The following is a 22648-nucleotide window of genomic DNA, read 5'->3' on the forward strand; positions in this document are numbered from 1 at the left end:
CGATGAAATGGAGTATACCGGAAAAAGTCATTGCAAGAGGACGTCAGTACCTGCAAGAAGGACGGGTGTTATCGGTAGTCCCTGACCAAGAAGAAAAAGTATGGCATGCAGAAGTTTTAGGTAGTGAACTATACATGGTGGATTTGGATGGCACAGCAAAAGAAGTTGATTTTTGTCAATGTCCTTACTGGGAAGAGCATAAGTATTGTAAGCATACTGTGGCAGTGGAGTTGTACTTGCGATCCAAGAATCTTTCACGAATCATTCAAGCAGATCAGGCAATGATCGAACCAGTGAAAAGAAGTAGTGAGGGAGAGATCTTATCAAAAGGATTTTCGCGGCTTAAAATCAAAAATACTGCTCAAAGAATACAACCCTTGATTGTTGAATATCAGGTAGAGGCAATCGAAACAAATCATTATCACCCAGAATTAGCTATCTTAGCGCTCTATTTACGTATTGGTTATTTAGATAATCCAAAGAAAACATATATCGTCAAAAATATTTTTGATTTTCTTCAATCCTTTACTGAAAATGAGAACTATACCGTTAATAAGCAGTATCAATTTCAGTTAGATCATCGTGCGTTCCAGAGTGAGGATCAGGAGATTTTATCTCAATTAGCAGGTTGTGCGCAAACGCAACTTCTTTTAGGCTCAAGTGGGATGCAAGTGAAAGGAAAACTTGATAAACGTTTTCTACTATTGCCGATCGAACAAGCTAAATCGTTGCTGTCACAGATGAATCAAACGACACGCTTGCAAGTGCAAATCAATGAGTTGAAGTTTCAAGGCATCCAATTTTCTGAGAATGAGAAACCATTGGTATTCACAGTGACAAAGCAAAATGAGTCTTATCGATTAGTTGCACAAAATGATTTTGATTTATTTTTGACACATTACCAGTGGGGAATGATCCAAGGCACTTTTTATTCATTAAATAAGCAGCAGCAAGCTGTCTATTTAACTTGGAAACAACTCATGCGAAGATTTACAGAACCAGAAGTATTATTTGAGAAAAAAGAGCTTTCTTCTTTATTTAAAGAGATCATTCCGTTACTTTCCGAGGTTGGTGAGGTAGAGGTAGCTGATGAAGTGAAAGCAGAAGTGACGGATATTCCTGTTGACTTTGTTTTTTACTTCCGTAAATCAAAAGGAAAGATACAAACACGTGTTGATTTCGTTTATGATAAAGTGATTTTTTCAACCGATGCAAAACATGAAGTGAGTGCTGGGGATTCTTCAGAAGTATTGAGGGATAAAGCACAAGAACAACGAGTTCTGGATTTACTCAAGATGTATCGTTACCGAAAAAATGAAACTGGTTATGAACGTGCTTTGCCATCAGGCGAAGAATTGTATGCTTTTTTCCGTACAGAATTGGCAGTTTTCCGTCAATTTGGTGAAGTCAGACTTGGTAAAAAGCTTCGTGAATTGTACTTAGACGCGCAGCGACATCAACCAAAAATAGAGGTAGAAGAAACAAGCTCGTGGTTAGATATACGATTTGACGTGACGGGGATCAATGAACATGAGATTGACCAAGTTTTACAAAGTTTATTACGTAATGATGCTTTTTATACCCTCGAAAATGGTCAAGTATTATCATTTGATTCAGAAGAATTCCAACAAACCAGTCAAGTATTACAACAATTTAGAGAGTCGATCCGCTCAGATTCAGGGACGATACATCTACCGAAAAATCAAGGATTGATCATCCAAGATAAATTGTCAGGTAGTAATGCAACCTTTAGTGATTCATTCCAAAAAATGATCCAGGATCTGATCCAACCGGAACAATACCATGTAGAATTACCTGAAACATTGCATGCTGAGCTCAGAGATTACCAAAAACAAGGGTTTAAATGGTTAAAAATGTTAGGAAACTATCAATTTGGCGGAATCTTAGCAGATGAAATGGGACTTGGGAAAACGTTGCAGACGATTGCGTACTTACTTTCTGAAAAAGAAGAAAAAGGAAATCTATCTGCCTTGATCGTTGCACCAGCAAGTTTGATCTACAACTGGCAAGCAGAAGTGAAAAAATTTGCGCCTTCTTTAAGTATCCAAGTGATCAACGGCAACAAAAAAGAACGTGAAGAGCTATTATCACTTGAAGCAGATATAAGAGTGACATCCTATGCAAGTTTGAGGCAAGATCTAGCAGATTACCAAGAAAAAACAATCAACTATCTGATATTAGATGAAGCACAAATGGTTAAAAATAGTAGTACAAAGACCGCTCAAGCTCTACGAGAACTAAGTATTCCACAACGATTTGCGTTGAGTGGGACACCAATCGAAAATAACTTAGAAGAATTATGGTCACTTTTTGCGACAATCATGCCAGGATTTTTCCCGAACAAAACACGATTTAGGGAATTGACTCCGGAAGAAATTGCGAAGATGATCCGGCCATTTGTATTACGCCGCGATAAACAAACGGTACTCAAAGACTTACCTGAAAAAACGGAGATGAACCTTTACTCAGCATTGACTGAAGAACAAAAAACGGTATATCTAGCCTATCTGCGTCAAATGAGAGAAGAAATCACCTCAATGGATTCTGAAACATTCAAAAAGAATCGAATCGGTATTTTAGCAGGACTGACTCGATTACGACAGATCTGCTGTGATCCGCGTTTATTCATTGATGATTATCAAGGTGGTTCTGGCAAATTAGAGCAAGTAAAAGATCTACTTGTAGCAGCAAAAGAAAATAATCGTCGTGTCCTATTGTTTTCACAATTCACAGGAATGTTGACAATTTTGCAAGAGGAATTAGCTGAATTAGGACTTTCCACATTCTATTTGAGAGGAAGTACTAAGCCGCAAGATCGTTTAACGATGGTCGATGCGTTTAATGAAGGAGAAAGAGATGTTTTCTTGATTTCGTTAAAAGCAGGAGGGACTGGATTGAACCTGACTGGTGCAGATACCGTGATTCTTTACGATTTATGGTGGAATCCAGCAATTGAGGAACAAGCAGCTGGTAGAGCCCATCGAATCGGCCAAAAGAATGTCGTTGAAGTGTGGCGAATGATCGCAGAAGGAACGATCGAGGAACGAATGGATTCTCTGCAACAAGAGAAACGAGAATTATTCCAAAAAGTCATCCAAGGGAATGAGGAACAATTGACTAAATTAACAGAAGAAGATATTCGTATGATCCTCAGTGTTGGAGAATTGGAAGAATAGGAAGTATCATAAACTGTTAGATTTAGAAGACAAGTTACTAAAATGAATGAAGCCAAATAATCTAAAATAGCTTTCCCGAAGTGCAATCAAATGATAGAGTGACTATCTTTTGGCTTGCAAATGCTATTTTAAAGATTATTTGGCTTATTTTTTGCGTTATAAAGTTAGGATAACGACATCAGCTAAAGATAGCTTGCATTGTTTCTAACAATTGATCAAAAGAGGTGATTTCGATGTCGCAAGTTGGTGATTCATCAATTCTTCGTTCGCGATGGTTGAACCAAAGAGCTTGCCAGTCAGCTTTTTTTGCGCCTAGCACATCGTTATCGTAGTTATCGCCAACATATAATGTTTCACATGCTGTCATATTGAATTGCTTTTCAGCGAGTTGAAAAATTTCTTTTTCAGGTTTTTGATAACCTGTTGCTTGAGAAACGATCATGTTTTCAGCAGGAATCCATTTTTTTAATTGAAGCTGATTCAATTTTTTTGTTTGATGATCAGTAGGGCCGTTTGTGATGATTCCAAGAGGAACATCTTTTGTTTTCAAAAAATCCAATGTTTTCTTTACTTCTTTATGAAGACAAATATTATCTAACTCTTCTTCATAAACTTGTTGGAAATAAAGGCCATCTTTTTCAGTGATATGGGGATAGTCCAAATCTTTGAGTGATTGACTGATCCGGTGTGCTCGCATGTATTCCAATGTCCAATTACCTGCCATTACTTTAGGAAAATTTTCGTCACTATGATGGCGGAAACGGATATATAATGGATGCATATCTTCATCCGAAACAAGCGGAACGACTCTTTTTACCGCATTTCTAAATGGTTGTTGCTGATCGTACATCGTATCATCAACATCAAACACAACTGATTTAATCAAATTTTACACGCCTTTCGGTTTTCATCATTTTTTTCACAAATCCTCGACTATTGTAACAGAAAAATAAGCTTTAAAAGCTTGTTAAATAAAGGTTTTTATTACTATATTTCAAATTAGTTGACAGGATAAGGTTTTTAAATTTCAGTTTTTTTCACTAAAAATAGAAAAATGATTCATAGTTTGATGAACAAACTAATCATTATTGACTAAAGTCGATCAAGAATTTTAATTCAAGAAAGGGTATATTTACAGTTACACTTGTTTTTCTAATACAGAAAAAATAAATTAATTAAAAAATAAAATAACGATAATATGCAAAAATAAGTAAATTTTATTCTGTATGATACATCCAGCAATAAAAAAAATCAGTTGTATTATTGAGAAAATAAGCGTTATATTAATTCTAATCTGTACTTGTAAATCAAGATTATTTTGGATAAAAATAAATAAAAAACATAATTCTTCTAATGAAAACGCTACCTAATAGTAGCTCGTATAAAATAATGATACAGATTTAATAGCTGTTTCACTGTTTTTGTTCATTTGAATTAGATTTGAAAACTCTCATTTTTAAATGGTTAACCAAGGTCTAAACGCTGGTTTTACGGAATATAAATCTTAGATAACTTTCATTTTTTAAAAAAAATTTATGAAAAAAGGTAGCTATTTAAAAGTTGATTATGTATAATAGAAACAGATGGAAGATTATAATGATCTTCTGTTACAAAAAAGTGGCAATAGCCACAAAAAGGAGTGGTGCACGTTGTTAACACTATATACTTCCCCAAGTTGTACTTCCTGCAGAAAGGCTCGTGCGTGGTTGCAAGAACATCAGATTCCATTTGTTGAACGTAATATCTTCTCTGAACCTCTAAACAGTTCAGAATTAAAAGCAATCTTACAAATGACAGAAGATGGCACAGAAGAAATTATTTCAACACGATCTAAAGTTTTCCAAAAACTAAACATGGATCTTGATGAATTACCGTTGCAAGAATTATTGGAACTTGTACAAAATAACCCTGGATTGTTGCGTCGTCCAATCATGATCGATGACAAACGTCTGCAAGTTGGTTTTAATGAAGATGAAATCCGTCGTTTCTTACCACGAGATGTACGTCAGTTAGAATTGCGTCAAGCACAATTGATGGCTGGTTTATAGAAAAAAATCTTAACTTAGAAAAACTTTCAAATAGTTTTTCTAAGTTTTTTTTTATATCCTTATGATCAACAGATGGAATACTAAAAAAGAAATCATTTTTTGGATGGTAGCATGAGAGAAAAGAAGAGGGATTTGCCAAGAGTGTCAAGTAAATGGAAAAAATTTAGTTTGTTTTTAAGCGATAATTATTTTTCTTTACATTTAAGCTTATTTCGATACAATGAAGGTATATTGACTGTTGTGGCAAAGTGAGGTGTAGCAAAATGGAAATGGAACATATTAACGAAAACACAATACGAGTAATGATTGGGCATGAAGACTTAGAAGAGCGAGGAGTCTCATTTTTGGACCTACTAGGAAACCATAGAGAAATTGAAAACTTTTTCTATAGTATTCTGGAAGAAGTGGATATTGAAGATGAGTTTCGCAGCAGTGAGGCTGTTACTTTTCAGGTGTTGCCAAAAGGAGATGGCTTAGAACTTTTTATCAGCAAAAATCTTCCGAATGAAGAAATGCTCCAAAATGATGAAAATTCGTTGGATTCTGATGATGTGACTGAGTTTATTCAACAACAAATTCTGAATAATGAAGTAGAAGAATCGGACGAACGCATTTCCGATGAAATTGAACACCAAGCAATTTTTGCTTTTGACGACTTTGAACAAATGATTCAATTGGCGAATAATGTAGAACTAGAATCAGCGTGGACGGATATCTACCTATTAGATGATGTGTACTACTTAGTGGTTCATTTTTGGATGGAAAATTTATCCCAAATGGACGTTGAAAACCAAATTGCACGCGTTTTGGAGTACGCAGAAAAAAGCGATCGTACAAATGAAACACTGAATGAGTATGCCAAACTCATTATGGAAAGAAATGCATTAGAACGAACACGATTTTATTTTGCTTGATCAAAAATAAAATTTCTCCACCTGTTTGGAATAGATAAGAAGGATTTGATCCGAAAGATCAGATCCTTTTTTGCGTATGTTTTTTTGGAGGTGAGAATAATGCTTTATGCCATCGATAAGAAGGGAAAACAGTTTCCTGCTCAAAAAGTGACGAAAGAGCATTTGCTTTTTTGTCCGGTGTGTCAAGGGCGGGTGATTTTAAAAACTGGGAAACAAAAAAGTGCGCACTTTGCGCATAAAAGCCGTAAAGTATGTACTGGTTTTAGTGAAGGCGAAACGGAAGAACACCTAAACTTAAAACAAGTCGTGTTCGATTGGCTTCAGCGACATTCAACAAATTCAGTGATTCATCTAGAGGGATACTTACCGAAAATTCGTCAAAGACCGGATGTTCTTTACGAAACATTAGCAATAGAAATTCAGTGTTCCACATTACCATACAGAAGATTTGAAGAGCGAACTAACACATATCAAAAAAATGGCTATGGAGTGTGGTGGATCATAGGAAACAACTTTTTAAAAAATAAAAAATTGACGATGATCGAAAAACGCTTTTGTGCATTTAATGAAAGTTGTGGGCTTCATCTATGGCAATTGGACTGGAAAAAGAGACAATTGATTCTGCGTTATCATATGAAAGAAACGATCAATGGTAAAATCACCTATGAAAAAAAATCGTGGTTGTTTTTCAGTGGTGTACTGCCAAAGCTTTTTAATGAAACCGTTGGCGAGATAAAACCTGAAATATTATCTAAAAGAGTAACCTATAAAAGATGGCTGCAGCAGCAACTATTTTCGCGACATCCTAAATATATCAAGTTACAAGGTATCTGCTACACCTATCAAAGGCACTTGCTGTATTTACCAGATTGGATGTATCGTGATAGTTACTTTTTCTTCTATTTTAAAGAGTTAGTATTTCTTTATCGAATCTTGTACGAGGAGGTTTCTATTAGGGAGGCACATAAAAGCAATTATGGGCGATACCTAAGATGGTTACAAAAACTTTTTGCGTATAAAAAAAGCTGGCAATTCCCCCTTGTTAGGGAATCAATCATTTATTCTTCATTTTATGAAGAATGTCGCCTATATTCTATGTGTAAACCGAATTAAGTTGTGCTAAAATGGACTTCAATAGCTAGTGCTATGAAGGTGAACATCTTGATTGTAAAAAAGATGCGATAGGAATGAAAAAAAGGAGTGTATTCAATGAGTGAAACGACCAAATTACCAAAAAGAGAAGAATTACCTGAAGAACTAACATGGGACTTAACGAAAATCTTTGCAAACGATCAAGAATTCGATCAGGCTTATGAAAAATTGACTGAAGAATTAAAAAATTCTGATAAATATAAAGGGACTTTGGCAAATAGTGCCACAGAATTTTTGGATGCACTTGAATTTGTTTTAGATGTTTATCGAAAAATCGAACGGATCTATGTTTATTCTAGTATGAAAAATGATCAAGATACTGCAAATACAACCTATCAAGCATTGTATGCCCGATCTGGCAGTTTATTAGCAAAAGTGAGTGAAGCTATTTCGTGGTACGAACCAGAAGTACTTCAACTTTCAGATGACCAAATCTGGCAGTACTTTGAACAAGAACCAAAACTAGAACTTTATCGCCATTATATCCAACAAATGGTAGATAATAGAGCGCATGTCCTGTCTGCTGAACAAGAATCTTTACTTGCAGGAGCAGGTGAAATATTTGGTGCTTCTAGTGATATCTTTGCGGTATTGAACAATGCTGATCTAGAGTTTCCTACGATCACAGATGAGAATGGAAAAGCAATCCAACTTTCTCACGGTGTTTACAGACAGTTAATGGAAAGTACGGATCGCAATGTTCGCGAAGCAGCATTCAAAGGTTTTTTCAGTGTATATGAACAATTTAAAAATACATTTGCATCTACGTTGAGTGCGCATATCAAAGGCCATAATTATAAAGCAAAAATCCGTCATTACAAGTCAGCTCGTGAAGCTTCTTTAAGTAACAACCATGTTCCAGAAAGCGTGTATGATACATTAGTGGAAGTTGTCAATAAAAACTTGCCATTATTACACCGTTATATGTCTGTTCGTAAACGTCTTTTAGGGGTAGACAAACTACACATGTACGATCTATATACACCAGTTCTAGGTGAAGCACCAATCAAGTTTACCTATGAAGAAGCAAAAGCAAAAGCATTGGAAGCCTTAAAACCAATGGGTGAAGAATATCTGACAGTCGTTGAAAAAGCCTTTTCAGAGCGTTGGATCGATGTAATAGAAAATAAAGGCAAACGTAGTGGCGCGTATTCTTCAGGAAGCTATGATACAAATCCATACATTCTATTGAATTGGCATGATGCCTTGGATCAACTATTTACATTGGTACATGAAATGGGACATAGTGTCCACAGTTACTTCACTCGTTCAAACCAACCTTATGTGTATGGGGATTATCCGATTTTCTTAGCTGAAATTGCATCAACAACGAATGAAAATATTTTAACGGAGTACTTGTTGGAAACAGAAGAAGATCCTCGAGTACGGGCGTATGTTTTGAATCATTACCTTGATGGATTCAAAGGTACGATATTCCGTCAAACTCAATTTGCAGAATTTGAACATTTTATGCATGAAGAGGATGCAAAAGGTATTCCGTTGACAAGTGAATACTTGAGTGAAAATTATGGGAAACTGAATACTAAATATTATGGACCAGCTGTAGAAGAAGATCCAGAAATCAAGTATGAATGGTCACGTATCCCTCATTTCTATTACAATTACTATGTTTATCAATATTCGACTGGATTTTCAGCTGCCTCTGCTTTAGCGAAGAAAATCTGGACGAAAGAACCACAAGCATTAGAAAACTACCTTACTTATCTGAAGTCTGGAAGTAGTGATTATCCCGTTGAAGTAATGAAAAAAGCGGGTGTCGATATGACGAAAGCAAATTATATCGAAGATGCAATGGTCATATTTGAAAAACGCTTGAATGAACTAGAAGAATTAGTAGAAAAATTATAAGCAGCTGTTTACTTTTCGCCAATCATTCTTTTTTGAATGAGAAGGAATGATATTGAACGAAAAGAGGTTGTGGCAGAAGAGGCTAACTCCGAGAAAGAAGAAAGATACATGCAAATTTCTTGCCGGATTGGCTATCGATTTATTTGAGAAAGAGTTGCATCTGCCATTTGTTCTTGTTTAGCACGTGAGGTAAAAGCATTCCTTGCTTTTGCCTCGCGTGTTTTCTTTTTTTTATCATCTAATGAGATGATATTTGCGGTACTCCTTATTTTTATTGAATGTATCTGTTCATAATCAAAAGAAATATATCTATTTTATTTTTTTATACTTGTTTTTCTTTATTGACTAGTGGAACTTTTTTTCTTATGCTGAAAAAAATGAGAAATGGTATAGTAAAAGTAAAAAAGAGCGTGGGATAAAAGTAAGAAACACTTTTGTCTCATTCTTTAAAAACGAATAAACGGTGGGAGCAGAAGCAACTCCTTCTTAAATAAGCCGAAATTCCCAAAAATTTGAAAAGCAATTTCCGTGAATTTCTTCTTATTTCTCGGAGTTAAACACTTCTGTCCCAGCCTCTTCGTATAAATAAATGGGAATGGAGGATCATTATGTCTTTTTGGGGCTTTGAACAAGAATCAGATGAGATCGTATTGTCGTATGTCGACTGTCAGGTTCGTTGTTTAAGAGACGCTGCAAGACGAGAAATGAAGAGAAGGAAGAACTACAAAGCAAAAAAATATCTAAATCATCATAAAAAAGGAGGAGTCCATAATGAAAGAAGTTCAATTAACCAAGAAAAGTGATCTGACAGAAGGTGGCTGTAATGCGTGTGGAATCATTGACTCTACGATTTATCAGCTTGACTTAGGTGGGAAAAAAGCAACAATAGCAGAATTGTCCGTAGGATCATTAGTTGATAGCTTGGCCTTGTTAGAGGGATTTGAGGGGGAAGATATTTACGAGATGCTTGGAGAGATACGGCAATTAAAACATGCAGGAAAATGCGTGGAGGTTCGGCAAGAAGATGGGTTAATTCATTTTCAAAAGGATCATGAAGCGTTGACTGTCAAAAATGTGATTGAGGCCCCAGAGCTGTATCAACAAGTCAACCAAATCCTAAAACAATTTTTTGACTTAGGATCGTATAAATTCACAGAAAAAAAAACAAGAGTCTTGTGTGAATACGGAGTGGCAGAAGACGATTGAAGAACAGACAAACAATACGTATTTATTTCAATAAAACCAATCAAGTAGATCGAAGCTCACTAAGAAAAGAAGTAGAACGAATCCAAGAGATAATCTAGGATCGTTCTACTTCTTTTTAGTATTGATTTGAATTCGACTGAAATCAAGCAGTGGCTACATCAGGATCGATTTTAGTCGTGCCATTACCGATATGAGCGACATAAAACTCTGGTGCATAACCAACAACTTTCAAGTAAGCATCGTAGACATTATTTTCAAATTCTGGAATGTTTTCTTCTTTGACCAATGCGATGGCACATCCGCCGAATCCAGCACCAGTCATTCGAGCGCCTAAGACACCTTCTTGTTTTTGGGCAGCATCTACCAAAGTGTCTAATTCAATCCCAGTTACTTCGTAATCATGACGCAATGAGTAATGAGAGGCATTCAATAACTTGCCAAACGCAGCTAAGTTTCCTTTTTCTAATTCTGCTTTTGCTTCTAATGTGCGCTGGTTTTCTGTTACTGCATGGCGTGCTCGGCGAATCAAAGTATCATCGTTGATCAAATCTGTATGAGCTTCAAAGGTTTCGCTGTCTAGGTCACCTAATGCATCGATCGCTAATTGTGTTTGTAGACGTTTAAGCGCCTCTTCACATTCACTTCGACGTTCATTGTATTTAGAATCTGCTAATTCACGACGTTTGTTTGTGTTCATGATAACCACTGCATAGCCATCTAATTTCACTGGAACCATCTCATATTTTAAGGTATTTGTATCGAGTAAGATTGCTTTGTCCACTTCTCCAAAGCCGATTGCGAATTGATCCATGATCCCTGAGTTGACACCGATAAATTCATTCTCTACTTTTTTTCCTGTTTGTACTAATACAAGACGATCTATAGCCAGATTAAACAAATCTTCTAATACGACACCTACTAATAATTCTAAAGAAGCGCTACTTGATAAGCCAGCACCATTAGGGATCGTTCCTTCCACTAATAATTCGAAGCCATGATCAAATGTATACCCTGCTTCTTTTAACTTTAGGATCATTCCTTTGACATAGTTTGCCCAACCAGCTTGTTTATCATAATCTAACTCATTCAATGTAAAGCTGATTACGCCGTCATCTTCAAAATTTGTTGAATACACTAAGACTTTATTGTCTTTTCGAGAAGCTGCGACACCTTGAGTGCCATAAGTGATCGAAGCTGGGAAGACATGCCCACCATTATAGTCAGTGTGTTCACCGATCAAGTTGATTCTTCCGGGTGAGAAGTATTGAGCTGTCTGTTTAGGCCCGAAGATTTCTGCAAATTTTGTATTTAAGCTACGTTTGATTTCCATTATTAAAAATCCTTTCTTGTTTCGATTTTAAATTCTGTTGTTGTTTCAAAGGGGGTATTTGGTGGAAGCTTGATATCTCCAAAATCCGAGAACTGTTCTGCCCCAGGAGCAATTTGCGTTTCAAACGTGATCCCACCATGATCACTCAGATTTTTTCCCCGCATTTCAGGTGTATTTTCTCCAAAGTTTGCTGTAAATACCACAATACTTGGCGCATCTGTTGCTACACTTACTTTGATTTTTTCATCTGGACTGACAAGAAAAGCTACTACTTTGTCTAATCCTTGTTCCTTTAAGAAAAAGGGATGATCGATGCCATCGAAAAGCACTTTTTGATCAAAATCACTTTCAAAAACAGTCGCAAGCTGTTTCGGCTCTTGAAAATCAAATGGCGTATTGGCTACCGAAGATTTTTTTCCTAATGGGATACTATCTGCTCTCAAAGGGGCGTACTCTTCACTGTCCAACCAAAGAACATGCTGATCGATTGGTTGGGTGATATCACCGCTTAAATTGAAGTAGACATGATTTGTCGGGTTGAATAGGGTCGTCTGATCACTTATACCGCGAGTGGTTACCCGCCAGATATCATCTTGAGTCAATGTATAGCGAACTTCTACTCTTAGATTACCTGGAAAACCATGTTCTCCGTCAGGACTTTCGGTAGTGAAGAGAACAGTATCTCCTTGTTCATCTTCGATCGTTTGATAAGACCATTTCTTGGTTTCAAAACCTGGAGAACCGCCATGCAAGGAATGACCAGTAGCTGGATCGACACTTAGTTGGTACGTGCGATCGTCAAGCGTAAAATGCCCATCCTCGATTCTGCCAGCTGTCCGACCAATCGAGGCACCAATATAGGCATCTTTTTCTAGGTATTCTTGAGCGGAGTCAAACCCTAATGCTAATTCTCTGTTTTCTGCCTTCAAGCTGACGATACGCGCCCCTAAATCGGTAACCGCTAATCGTAGTCCGTGTTTATTTGTTAAAACAAGTAAATGATATCCTTGTCCAAAATCTTTGATTGTGATTGACATAATAAACGTCCTTTCTTTACGTATTGAAGTACGGCAAATCCACCCTTTTTTGCTACATGAGCTGTCTAAAGTTCTTGGTTCTAATTCAGCTTACAAACAATAAGCGATTAAAATGAATAAGAACGGTCCTTTATTTATTTATACCTTATCAAGAAAACGCTTCCTAATGAATATATTTCTGTGACTACTATTTAACTTTTTGTTGCATATTTAGAAGACTAGAGTAAAGTTGAAGTGTGGAGGTGTATCGATGGAACAGGCTATTTTTCTAAAAAAGGAACAACAACAGATAAAAAAAGAATTGAATTTTGACTTTTGTGGTTTTTCAAAAACGCTGCCATTTCACTCTTTCGGTCCTGCGATCAGACAAGATTTTATTTTGCATGTCATAATGGAGGGGAAAGGAACATACCATGTCCGGGAACAACGATATGAATTGAAAAAAGGGGATCTTTTTTTGATACGTCCAGGTGAGTCTACCTTTTATTTAGCAGATGGAGAAGATCCTTGGGTCTACTGCTGGTTATCATTTGGAGGAGCAGCTGCTGAAGAGATCATTCGGCGCTCACCATTTAAGGATGACCAATATACGATGGTATCAGCAGGTATCTCCGCATATGTCGATCTTATTTTGGAATGTATCCATTACTCGCAAGAAGATGTAGCAGATGAGTTAGAATTGACTGCTTTAACTTATCGGCTTTTGGCAACTCTATTGAAAGATGGGGGAAAAGTGAGATTAGGAGAGCAAAAAGTGTATTCTCCTTTAGTGCTCGATACAGTGAAATACATCGAAGAACATTATGCACAACAACTGACAGTAGAAGAAATTGCTTGCGGATTATCCGTCAATCGTAGCCATTTGTCGCGAGTATTCAAAAATCATTTGGGAACGAGTATCAAAGAGTATTTGATTGGTGTACGTATCAATCGGGCGGCTTTTTTACTTTCATTAACAGAAAACTCAGTAGAGAATATCGCTTATCAAGTTGGCTTCAATAGTTTAGTCGTTTTTAGTCGAATGTTCAAAAAAACAACTGGTGAAACAGCGACAAGTTATCGGAAACGAATGAAAAATGAGGAATCAAGATACCATTCCTTGGAAGCCTTAAAAAAACAATTAGAAACGCAAGAAATTGTATCATGGACGACTTAGAGACAAGCGTGGCAGAAATGTCCTTTTTACTTTTTATGCTAAACTATATAGGACACAATGAAGGATAGGAGTTTTTGACATGAAAAGTTTGGTCATCGTGAGCCACCCCGCAATCGATACATCATTGAACCAACAATTTTTTAAAGAAGCAATGAACGGAACGAATGCTACTTGGCATCATCTGGAAGAGATGTATCCTGATGGTCAGATAGATTTAGCTTTAGAGTTACAATTACTGAAAGAACATGATCGTATCATTTTTCAATTTCCATTTTACTGGTACAGTGCCCCAGCACATTTAAAATTATGGCAAGATACTGTTTTGGAGCATGCATCGCTAGAACTAAGAGGAAAAGAGCTAGGGATCGTTTTGACGACAGGAGTTGCCGAAAAAGAGTATCAATCCGGAGGAAAAGAAGAATATACGATTTCAGAATTTTTGCGGCCGTATCAACGAATCGCGAACAAACTGATGATGTCTTTTTTACCACCATATGTCATGTCTCAATTCATGTATCAATCAAAGGAAAAAAAATGGGAACGGCTGATTGCGTATCAACAGTATTTAACTTTAAAGGAGAAACCTACTTTGACGAATCGTATTGACTGGTTTATTGCACAAATGAGCGCCAACGATACCTTAAAATCAATTGGGGAACCAATGCAAGAATACGTGATCGATTATTTAGAGAAAGCAAAAGAAGATATTGAAGATCTGACATTTACATTACGCGAATTAAAGGAGTAGATTATGACAGAAGAATGGGTGTTGAGCCAATTGGATGAATTAAGCAGAACAGCTGATTATCCAACAAAAGCATTATTGCATGAAACCAAACAATTGGTGCTTGAAATAACTGAACGGATGGAACAGTTGCAAGGAGAGATCGATGGGGAATCTTGGAACCATCAAAAATGGTGAATTTTTCATTTAAATAACACAGTTTAAAATGTTCATTACTCGGATAATTTGCTACAATGGACATATGCGAGAATTGATAACGCTATTTTATGAATAATGGGTGGTGGTACAAAATGAACGAAAAAAACGAACAAAGAGAAAATGTCCGTACGGCCCGTCGGCAACAACAAAAAAAAGAGTCCCGTATACGTATGCTGAAAGTAGGTTCTGCAATTGCAGTCGTTCTATTACTTGTGGGGGCTGTTACTGGGCTTTATCTCCACAATAAGAATGATACTAGTGCCAAAAGTACAACTATAAGTACAAGTAAAACAGCAAAGAAAAAAGAGTCAGCATCAACGGAAACATCGAAAACAAAAGAAACAATGAAGTCAACACAATCATCCGCTGAGGGGACACTTGAGGAACAGTTACAAACGATCCTTACAACTTATTCAAAAAAAATCGAAGATCAGACACCTGTTCTGATTGAAGAATACCAGACGGAGATCCAAAAGAATCAGGATGGGCTCACTGGACTATCCACTGTTGCAAACCAAAAAGCGAGTGAGTTACAAGCAATCTCTGACGAAGGAATCCGCAAACTACGTGAAAAGTATCAAACAGCGCATGCAAAAGATGGTGTGGATCTTGATACGATGATCAATCAACTTTCTGCAACGTACACTGCACAAGTTGCTAGAATATCAGATATTTATCTGCGTACGAGTGCTTCTTTGAAGGTTGAATCATCTACAAGTCAGGAAACAAGTGGAACTGAAACCAATACAACAGCACAAACAACGGAGTCAACAACAGAAAGCCAAATGTCCACTGATCAATATGCACAAGGAACTTCTTCTTCACAAAGTGCAGATCAAAGTGCTTCAGCGGCAACAACAGTTGTTCGAGAAGGCGAAGGACCAAACCAAATTGCGGAACGAACAGGGGTTCCAGTAGAAACGATTTTATCCTTGAATGGCATGACAATGGACGACTACTTTTTAAATCCGGGAGAAGTTTTGAAACTGAATTGATTAAACATACTAAAAATGAAGTCGAGACAAAAGCCGTTTAGGTTTGAGAAATTGGAGAGAAAAACGAACAATACGTTTTTTGTATTGCTCGTTTTTTTTGAAATTTCCGAAAAACCTGACTTTTAGACGCCGTTTATTTGAGAGAGGCTGGGACAAAAGTGTTTAACTCCGAGAAATAAGAAGAAATGGCGGAAGATTTATTTTTGATGTTTTCACTCCGAAGAAATATATAGACTTCGAAGCAGCGAGAACTTGGCAGCTGGAGGAAAATAATTTTTGGACGCAGGAAACATGCGTACACTTAACAGCACAAAAAAATTATTTCGGGACCAATACCTATTTGGAACAGCATTATTTGCTTTATCCAGATAAAATCAAAGAATTTTTCATTTGGGGAACAGTCTTTGAGCAGGAACAGCTCTTTATGGAATTAAGCACTATAGGCTTTGGAAGCAGTGAAGTTTTTGATGATATTCGCGGGATGAAAGCTACAGAGGAGTCAGAAACGATTTGTTTCGTTGTTGAAAAATAAAAAAAGAGGCAGTCTAAGTGTAAAATAAATTGCGGTAAGGGAGAGAAAAATAAAAAGAAGACCCTTATTCTAATTGTTAAGGTTAACGGACACTAATAAAAAGAGGATGGTCTTCATGTAAACTTACCGCAAAACTACATAATTTTTTTACTAATAAATCGAATTATAAAGTTATGGTATAATTGACAGGTAGAAAAGTGAAAAGATGGTGGCTAATCTCTTGAAGAAGGGGTGATGCCTATGGTTCATCGCTTTATCCCTAGAAAGGAGTAAGCAAGTGTCAACTTTTGAAGCAATTCAACTAATGATCGCGTTTGCGACATTGGTTTTGCTGATTATTGACCATAAAGGCCAAAAAAAATAACCATCTAATCACTTTGGCTAGAAGTTAGATGGTTAAAAATTATAAAACCTATGCCACCGTCTTTTTAACGGTTCTACATTGGGGCTATGTTCACGCATAGTCCCTTTTCTTTATATTAGCTTAAATTATTGGTTCTTACAAGTACAATGTACACGTACAAAAAAATTTATGAAAAGAAACGAATTTTTCTCTTAAATTAAGATAAAAATTTATTTCTTCAACTTTTTCTTTATCAGAGAAAATTTCTGTGATTTTAAGAGTGAGTAAATCTTGTAAAGCAAGACATTCGTCAGCAGTCAAATATCCCTTTTCAAGGGTTAGCGAGTCATACAAATACCTTTTTAAAGGTGGTCAAAAGTGGCAAAGGCAATATGGTTTGAACATGAAATGAGAAAGCCAGCGTCTTTAGGCGCTGGCCGGTGTTAAGGGGTAATAGCCCTAGTGCAAACCACCCTTTTGAAGGGGAGGTGATTTATAGAGTATATCGAGGGGATGGAAGCTGTGCTCTAAACGCGTGTAAAAACATCTGTTCAGTCCTCTTTCTAAGCTCTATTTGCTAGTCTGCGTTCTCGAATAAAATAATGGATCGCCATGTAAGCTAAGAAAACCAAGCCAATAAGTAAAGAGATTCTTGTTTCAGGATTGATAAACATAAAGACTAAAACAATGGCGAGAAATAACAAAGAAAGATAGTTCGTGTAAGGAGAAAATGGCATTTTGAACGGATGATCAGCCATTTCTTCAGGATGTGACTTTCTAAATTTGATCTCACTGATCAAAATAACGATCCAAGGAACCATACCTGGAAGGATACTCGAGCTATAAACAAAAACAAATAGATTTTCTGAATGATGTACGACCATCGGTAATAGATAATTTAGGATCAATCCAATGAAGATACCGCCAGAGATTGCGACAACTGGATAAAATGGAACACCGTGACTTGTAAGTTTCAAAAATTTCTTTGACATCTTGCCGTTGACAGCCAAAGCATAGATCATTCGGCTTGCACTGAAAATACCTGAATTACATCCAGATAATGCAGCAGTCAAAACAACGAAATTGATCAAACCAGCAGCAAAAGTAATGCCGATTTTAGAAAATGTTTGAACAAATGGTGACCCGATCTCACTTAATTGATTCCATGGATAAATACTTACAATGATAAAAATCGCACCAATATAAAAAATTAAGATTCGACCAAGTGTTGATTGCACTGCTTCTATGATCGTCTTTTTCGGTTCAGCTGCTTCTCCTGCTGTCATACCGATCAATTCGATTCCTTGATAAGAGGCAACAACGATCGACAAAGCAAAAAAGAATCCTTTTACACCACCAGTAAAGAAGCCACCATTTTTCCACAGATTTGAAACGCCTACAGCCACACCATGGTTTCCAAATCCAAATAGAATGACTCCCAGACCTGCGATGATCATCAAGATGATCGTTACTACTTTAATAATTGAAAACCAAAACTCTAATTCACCAAATGCCTTAACAGAGATTAGATTTGCAAGCATCAAAAAAAGGACAACAAGGATTCCTGGAATAACGGTTGGCAAGTTAGGCCACCAATAATTCATATATTCACCTACAGCGATGACTTCACTGATTCCAACTACGACAAACTGAAAAATGTTACTCCAAGCAGTTAGATAACCGGCAACAGGATGGATGTACTCACTAGCGTAATTTGCAAAGGACCCAGTTGAAGGATCGATATAAAGCATCTCGCCAAGCGCGCGCATGATCAAATACAAAAAGAATCCTGCAATTGCGTAAGCAATCATAACTGAAGGACCAGTCCAGCGAATGGTTGAGGAAGCACCCATAAACAATCCAACGCCAATAGTCCCACCTAGCGCAATCATCTGTATATGACGTGCGCTAAGACTTCGAGTTAATTTTTCTTCTTCCATACTAAAACTCCTTTCGATTTTTGAGTAAAACAAGCAAATACTAATAATTGCAACGCATATTTCAGATGAGAACAAGTATTAAATAAAATAAATTCGCTTATCGACTCTTGATGTGATTTTACAGAAACTTTGCGTAAAATGCGAGTGAATTTTAATTTTTTTTTTGGCTGAAAACTTGAAAATGCTTTCGTTTTAAGTTAAACTACATTTAAATTAAAAGTTAGGTAAACCTAAAAAAGGAGATTGTGCATGTCGAAATATATGATTGAAATTCAAAATCTATCAGTTGCTTATCAAGGAAAATCAGCGTTAGAAGCAATTGATTTAAATATCCAGCCAAAACAGATCACTGGGATCATTGGCCCAAATGGTGCAGGAAAATCAACTTTGATGAAAGCTATCCTTGAATTGATCCCCAAGCGATCGGGTGAAATCTTTTTTGGTGGGCAACCCATCCACAAAGTACGTAAACAAATTGCATATGTCGAACAACGCAATGAGTTGGATCTCTCTTTTCCTATTGATGTATCAGGGGTCGTATTACTAGGAACCTATCCTTCATTAAAAATAGGACAGCGCCCAGGGAAGAAAGAAAAAATGCGAGCGAAACAAGCGTTAGAAAAAGTCGGGATGAGCGATTATGAAAAAAGACAGATCAGTGAGCTTTCTGGCGGGCAACTGCAACGTGTTTTTTTAGCACGTGCACTTGCTCAAGGTGCAGAATGGATTTTTTTAGACGAACCTTTTGTCGGGATAGATGCGGTAAGTGAAAAGAAGATTTTTTCTCTTTTAAAAGAATTGAAAAAAAGTGGGAAAACAATCGTTATTGTTCATCATGATCTACATAAAGTAGAGGAGTATTTTGATGGATTGATCCTACTGAACAAAACCTTGATTGCCAGCGGTCCTGTAGCTGAAACGTTCACATCAGAAAATCTACAAGCGGCCTATGGTGAAGTGATCGGTCAATTAGTGAAGGGAGAAGAGAAGAAATGATTCAATCTTTTTATGAAGGTCTGCTGAATTATCAGTTTTTACAATACGCATTGCTTACGTCAATTTTAGTTGGATTGGCTTCAGGAGTGATTGGCGCATTTATTATATTACGTGGGATGTCATTGATGGGAGATGCCATTTCTCACGCGGTTTTACCAGGGGTTGCTATTTCGTATATGTTTGGGTTCAGTTACATTGTCGGTGCGACTGCTTTTGGAATGTTGACAGCGGGGATCATTGGGTTTGTAACGCAACGTAGTCGGTTAAAAAATGATACGGCGATCGGGATCGTATTCAGCTCTTTCTTTGCACTTGGAATCATTTTGATTTCATTTGCCCAAAGTGCAACCGATCTTTACCATATTTTATTTGGAAATGTGTTAGCGGTTAGAGAAAGTGATTTACAGATGACTGCTATCGTGAGTGGGATCGTGCTATTGTTCATTTTTATTTTTTATAAAGAACTGAAGATCACATCATTCGATCCAATGATGGCCAAAGCCTATGGGTTGAATACTACGTTGATCCATTATGTACTGATGTTTTTCTTGACTTTAGTTGCAGTTGTTAGTTTGCAGACAGTAGGAACGATCCTAGTGATCGCTATGCTGATCACTCCAGCTGCGACAGCCTATTTGTTAACGAACAATTTAGCAAAAATGATCATTCTATCGGCAACAATCGGCGTTTTAAGTGCTATTGTCGGTGTCTTTTTCAGTTATAGTTACAACTGGCCTTCTGGTGCTACGATCGTGTTGGCTTGTGCGCTGTTCTTTACACTTGCTTTCTTGTTCTCACCAACAAAAGGAATTTTATTTCGGTCAAAGCAAGCATAAGTACGATCAAAGAAAATTAAAAAAATAAAGTAAAAGAGGTGGCACAATGAAAAATAAAAAAAAGATTTACTGGTTGTTATTTGCAGGGTTCTTACTTTTAGCCGGTTGTGGGAGCCAAGCAACCGACAAAGAGCAGGAGAATCAATTAACGGTAGTGGCAACAAATTCGATCTTAGCAGATATGGCTAAAGAAATAGGAAAAGAGCATGTAATTGTTCATAGTATTGTTCCGGTGGGCACGGATCCCCATGAACATGAGGTGTTGCCGGAAGATATCAAAAAGGCAAGTGATGCAGATGTCATTTTATACAATGGGTTAAATTTAGAAACCGGGAACGGCTGGTTTATGAATTTGATGGAAACAGCGAAAAAAGAGGAAGGAAAAGACTATTTTGCAGTAAGTAAAAAAGTTACACCACTCTATTTGGCAAAAGGGGCTACTAAAACTCAGGCAGATCCTCACGCATGGTTAGATTTGTCGAATGGGATGAAGTACGTAGAAGAAATAACAAGGATTCTCTCTGAAAAAGATGAAGATAATCAGAAAGAGTATGAAAAGAACAGCAAAGTGTACATCGAACAATTGAAAAAATTAGATCAGCAAGCAAAAGACAGTCTTGGTTCGATCGAAGAAGATAAACGATTGCTTGTAACTAGTGAAGGAGCGTTCAAATATTTTTCAAAAGCGTATGATGTGCCGGCTGCCTATATTTGGGAAATCAATACAGAAAGCCAAGGGACACCTGAACAGATGAAAACGATCATTAACCAAGTGCGGGATTCAAATGTGCCTGTTCTATTTGTCGAAACGAGTGTAGATCCGAGAAGTATGGAACGTGTTGCTAAAGAAACGGGACTAACGATCTATGACAAATTGTACACGGACTCGATTGATAAAAAAGGTGAAAAAGGCGATTCATATTACAAGATGATGCAGTGGAATATCCAGACGATCCACGATGGGTTAAGTCAAGAAAAAACGGAAGAATCACATTAGGTAAGCGATTTGTTCAACAAAGAAATGTGGCGACAAAATGTTCAAAGAGGAGTAAAAGTTTGTATACCTTGTTTTTTGATGTATAGTGCAAGCCTACATTTGACTTGTTTTAAGAAGAGGCTGGGACAGAAGTGTTTAACTCCGAGAAATAAGAAGAAATGAACGAAAATTGCTTTTCAAATTTTTGTTCATTTCGGCTTATTTAAGAAGGAGTTGCTTCTGCTCCCACCGTTTATTCGTTTTTAAAGCATGAGACAAAAGTGTTTCTTACTTTTGTCCCACTCTCTTCTTTTTCACGAAAAAATGACTAAAAACTCTTTCTTTTTACAGCTTACAGATACCTTTTTTAGCGGATTTCCGTTATAGTTAGAGGTATGAAAGGAAGGTGGAGCTATGAATTTTACGCGTAAAGACAAGCATCAAATCAAAGAAGAAGTGATTAAGCTGATCGAACAGCATGAAAACTCTGAAAAGGATCAAGATCTACAATTTTTAGAATCCGAAATGGCTAAATTATTCATAGCAAATCCAAATGAAGCGGATAATGAAGAGCATTATCCTGCGAAGTGGCTTTTCGATGAATTTCAGTCATTAGATGAAACAACAGGAATCGGCTATTTCGTTTCGATCTCTTCTGGAGGTTTTGTCCCAGGCGTCTTAGTCAAACAAAATAATGAAGTGACTATCAAGGCGTGGCCTGCATTGTTTTCAGTGATGGGAACAGAAGGTGTGATTGAGAAAATACAATCGGCTTATTACAAAAGTGCATTTATCGCAAATAGTAAATTGATGAATAGCTATTATAATCGACTAGTCCAAATTGCACGTCCAGGGAAAATCCCCCAAACGTTTACGTATACACAACAAAAATGTCTGTATGAAGAAACACTTTATTCGAGAGATCTATCCACTTTTTCTCAGGAAGAACAAGTTCGCTTCCATGAATTATTGCATACTAAACCTGTTTCTCTCAATTTTTTTCAGGCATTAGATAACCAAAGAAAATGGATTTCTGCCAATTATTGGGAAATATTTGCTACGAGAAAACGCTGGATGGCTGAACGAAAAATTGCAGATCAGCAAATCCAATTTGTCCAACTAAAAAAAGACCGTTTATACTACGGATTATATAGTCGTTGACGGTCATGATAGATAGG

The 22648-nt window shown here is 36.8% G+C and carries 21 protein-coding genes; 17 read left to right on the plus strand and 4 right to left on the minus strand.

Annotation, left to right across the window (positions count from 1 at the left end; genetic code table 11):
• The first annotated feature begins 2 nt into the window (after positions 1-2).
• Positions 3-3197, plus strand: a complete 3195-nt coding sequence (locus CJZ72_RS07195; protein WP_081134908.1) for a DEAD/DEAH box helicase — start codon at positions 3-5, stop codon at positions 3195-3197.
• Positions 3198-3375: 178 nt separating this feature from the next.
• On the opposite strand, the gene CJZ72_RS07200 is transcribed toward CJZ72_RS07195, so the two are convergent.
• Positions 3376-4083 carry an HAD family hydrolase gene (locus CJZ72_RS07200; RefSeq protein ID WP_005877290.1) on the minus strand — a complete coding sequence of 236 codons (708 nt, stop codon included), beginning with the start codon at positions 4081-4083 and terminating at the stop codon, positions 3376-3378.
• 763 nt (positions 4084-4846) lie between these two features.
• Here CJZ72_RS07200 and spxA point away from each other — a divergent pair.
• The 6 genes from spxA to CJZ72_RS07235 all read left to right on the plus strand — a co-directional run bounded on the left by spxA (position 4847) and on the right by CJZ72_RS07235 (position 10386).
• On the plus strand, positions 4847-5245 hold the full coding sequence (gene spxA, locus CJZ72_RS07205; RefSeq protein ID WP_005877288.1) for a transcriptional regulator SpxA: 399 nt from the start codon (positions 4847-4849) through the stop codon (positions 5243-5245).
• Positions 5246-5508: 263 nt separating this feature from the next.
• Complete coding sequence (locus CJZ72_RS07210; protein ID WP_081134910.1) at positions 5509-6159, plus strand: adaptor protein MecA; 651 nt, start codon at positions 5509-5511, stop codon at positions 6157-6159.
• A 99-nt stretch (positions 6160-6258) separates the two neighbouring features.
• Positions 6259-7272, plus strand: a complete 1014-nt coding sequence (locus tag CJZ72_RS07215; RefSeq protein ID WP_095443722.1) for a competence protein CoiA — start codon at positions 6259-6261, stop codon at positions 7270-7272.
• 96 nt (positions 7273-7368) lie between these two features.
• Positions 7369-9180, plus strand: coding sequence for an oligoendopeptidase F (gene pepF / locus CJZ72_RS07220; RefSeq protein ID WP_081134913.1), 1812 nt, complete (start codon positions 7369-7371; stop codon positions 9178-9180).
• A 608-nt stretch (positions 9181-9788) separates the two neighbouring features.
• Positions 9789-9983: a hypothetical protein gene (locus tag CJZ72_RS07230; RefSeq protein WP_081134918.1), complete on the plus strand. Its 195-nt coding sequence runs from the start codon at positions 9789-9791 to the stop codon at positions 9981-9983.
• A complete protein-coding gene (locus CJZ72_RS07235; RefSeq protein ID WP_095443723.1) occupies positions 9952-10386 on the plus strand; it encodes a DUF4809 family protein in 435 nt (144 codons plus the stop codon). Before CJZ72_RS07230 ends, CJZ72_RS07235 begins: the two co-directional genes overlap by 32 nt.
• A 142-nt stretch (positions 10387-10528) precedes the next feature.
• Here CJZ72_RS07235 and CJZ72_RS07240 read toward each other — a convergent pair whose 3' ends face one another.
• Together CJZ72_RS07240 and CJZ72_RS07245 are read right to left on the minus strand one after the other, a co-directional pair.
• Complete coding sequence (locus CJZ72_RS07240) at positions 10529-11716, minus strand: galactokinase (protein ID WP_081134922.1); 1188 nt, start codon at positions 11714-11716, stop codon at positions 10529-10531.
• Between the two features lie 2 nt (positions 11717-11718).
• The gene (locus tag CJZ72_RS07245) at positions 11719-12753 is read right to left on the minus strand and encodes a galactose-1-epimerase (RefSeq protein ID WP_081134925.1); all 1035 of its coding nucleotides are present in this window, start codon (positions 12751-12753) and stop codon (positions 11719-11721) included.
• Positions 12754-13003: 250 nt separating this feature from the next.
• On the opposite strand from CJZ72_RS07245, the gene CJZ72_RS07250 reads away from it, so the two are divergent.
• From CJZ72_RS07250 to CJZ72_RS15245, 6 genes are all read left to right on the plus strand, one after another.
• Positions 13004-13909: an AraC family transcriptional regulator gene (locus CJZ72_RS07250; RefSeq protein WP_081134927.1), complete on the plus strand. Its 906-nt coding sequence runs from the start codon at positions 13004-13006 to the stop codon at positions 13907-13909.
• Between the two features lie 79 nt (positions 13910-13988).
• Positions 13989-14657, plus strand: a complete 669-nt coding sequence (locus CJZ72_RS07255) for an NAD(P)H-dependent oxidoreductase (RefSeq protein WP_081134929.1) — start codon at positions 13989-13991, stop codon at positions 14655-14657.
• 3 nt (positions 14658-14660) lie between these two features.
• Positions 14661-14831 carry a hypothetical protein gene (locus tag CJZ72_RS14490; RefSeq protein WP_179135151.1) on the plus strand — a complete coding sequence of 57 codons (171 nt, stop codon included), beginning with the start codon at positions 14661-14663 and terminating at the stop codon, positions 14829-14831.
• Positions 14832-14944: 113 nt separating this feature from the next.
• The gene (locus CJZ72_RS07260; protein ID WP_081134931.1) at positions 14945-15847 is read left to right on the plus strand and encodes a LysM peptidoglycan-binding domain-containing protein; all 903 of its coding nucleotides are present in this window, start codon (positions 14945-14947) and stop codon (positions 15845-15847) included.
• 340 nt (positions 15848-16187) lie between these two features.
• Positions 16188-16379, plus strand: coding sequence for a hypothetical protein (locus tag CJZ72_RS14715; protein ID WP_232509706.1), 192 nt, complete (start codon positions 16188-16190; stop codon positions 16377-16379).
• Between the two features lie 277 nt (positions 16380-16656).
• Positions 16657-16743, plus strand: coding sequence for a putative holin-like toxin (locus CJZ72_RS15245; RefSeq protein WP_227260122.1), 87 nt, complete (start codon positions 16657-16659; stop codon positions 16741-16743).
• A 542-nt stretch (positions 16744-17285) separates the two neighbouring features.
• Here CJZ72_RS15245 and CJZ72_RS07270 read toward each other — a convergent pair.
• Complete coding sequence (locus CJZ72_RS07270) at positions 17286-18662, minus strand: amino acid permease (protein ID WP_081134933.1); 1377 nt, start codon at positions 18660-18662, stop codon at positions 17286-17288.
• Between the two features lie 249 nt (positions 18663-18911).
• Between CJZ72_RS07270 and CJZ72_RS07275 the strand changes: the two genes are divergently transcribed.
• From CJZ72_RS07275 to CJZ72_RS07290, 4 genes are all read left to right on the plus strand, one after another.
• On the plus strand, positions 18912-19658 hold the full coding sequence (locus CJZ72_RS07275) for a metal ABC transporter ATP-binding protein (RefSeq protein WP_081134935.1): 747 nt from the start codon (positions 18912-18914) through the stop codon (positions 19656-19658).
• Positions 19655-20494, plus strand: a complete 840-nt coding sequence (locus CJZ72_RS07280) for a metal ABC transporter permease (RefSeq protein ID WP_081134938.1) — start codon at positions 19655-19657, stop codon at positions 20492-20494. The genes CJZ72_RS07275 and CJZ72_RS07280 overlap by 4 nt, the downstream gene beginning before the upstream one ends.
• Before the next feature lie 46 nt (positions 20495-20540).
• On the plus strand, positions 20541-21491 hold the full coding sequence (locus CJZ72_RS07285) for a metal ABC transporter substrate-binding protein (RefSeq protein WP_081134940.1): 951 nt from the start codon (positions 20541-20543) through the stop codon (positions 21489-21491).
• Between the two features lie 393 nt (positions 21492-21884).
• Positions 21885-22631: a hypothetical protein gene (locus CJZ72_RS07290; RefSeq protein ID WP_081134943.1), complete on the plus strand. Its 747-nt coding sequence runs from the start codon at positions 21885-21887 to the stop codon at positions 22629-22631.
• Positions 22632-22648 lie beyond the last annotated feature (17 nt).

It is taken from the genome of Enterococcus durans (assembly GCF_002277935.1).
Taxonomy (GTDB): Bacteria; Bacillota; Bacilli; order Lactobacillales; family Enterococcaceae; genus Enterococcus_B; species Enterococcus_B durans.

Coding starts and splice junctions, on each gene's coding strand:
- CJZ72_RS14490 (WP_179135151.1), top strand. CDS start 14,661: ATGACAGAAGAATGGGTGTTGAGCCAATTGGATGAATTAAGCAGAACA.
- pepF (WP_081134913.1), top strand. CDS start 7,369: ATGAGTGAAACGACCAAATTACCAAAAAGAGAAGAATTACCTGAAGAA.
- CJZ72_RS07245 (WP_081134925.1), bottom strand. CDS start 12,753: ATGTCAATCACAATCAAAGATTTTGGACAAGGATATCATTTACTTGTT.
- CJZ72_RS07260 (WP_081134931.1), top strand. CDS start 14,945: ATGAACGAAAAAAACGAACAAAGAGAAAATGTCCGTACGGCCCGTCGG.
- CJZ72_RS07210 (WP_081134910.1), top strand. CDS start 5,509: ATGGAAATGGAACATATTAACGAAAACACAATACGAGTAATGATTGGG.
- CJZ72_RS07250 (WP_081134927.1), top strand. CDS start 13,004: ATGGAACAGGCTATTTTTCTAAAAAAGGAACAACAACAGATAAAAAAA.
- CJZ72_RS07290 (WP_081134943.1), top strand. CDS start 21,885: ATGAATTTTACGCGTAAAGACAAGCATCAAATCAAAGAAGAAGTGATT.
- CJZ72_RS07280 (WP_081134938.1), top strand. CDS start 19,655: ATGATTCAATCTTTTTATGAAGGTCTGCTGAATTATCAGTTTTTACAA.
- CJZ72_RS07270 (WP_081134933.1), bottom strand. CDS start 18,662: ATGGAAGAAGAAAAATTAACTCGAAGTCTTAGCGCACGTCATATACAG.
- CJZ72_RS07240 (WP_081134922.1), bottom strand. CDS start 11,716: ATGGAAATCAAACGTAGCTTAAATACAAAATTTGCAGAAATCTTCGGG.
- CJZ72_RS07235 (WP_095443723.1), top strand. CDS start 9,952: ATGAAAGAAGTTCAATTAACCAAGAAAAGTGATCTGACAGAAGGTGGC.
- CJZ72_RS07275 (WP_081134935.1), top strand. CDS start 18,912: ATGTCGAAATATATGATTGAAATTCAAAATCTATCAGTTGCTTATCAA.
- CJZ72_RS07285 (WP_081134940.1), top strand. CDS start 20,541: ATGAAAAATAAAAAAAAGATTTACTGGTTGTTATTTGCAGGGTTCTTA.
- CJZ72_RS07230 (WP_081134918.1), top strand. CDS start 9,789: ATGTCTTTTTGGGGCTTTGAACAAGAATCAGATGAGATCGTATTGTCG.
- CJZ72_RS07255 (WP_081134929.1), top strand. CDS start 13,989: ATGAAAAGTTTGGTCATCGTGAGCCACCCCGCAATCGATACATCATTG.
- CJZ72_RS07215 (WP_095443722.1), top strand. CDS start 6,259: ATGCTTTATGCCATCGATAAGAAGGGAAAACAGTTTCCTGCTCAAAAA.
- CJZ72_RS07195 (WP_081134908.1), top strand. CDS start 3: ATGAAATGGAGTATACCGGAAAAAGTCATTGCAAGAGGACGTCAGTAC.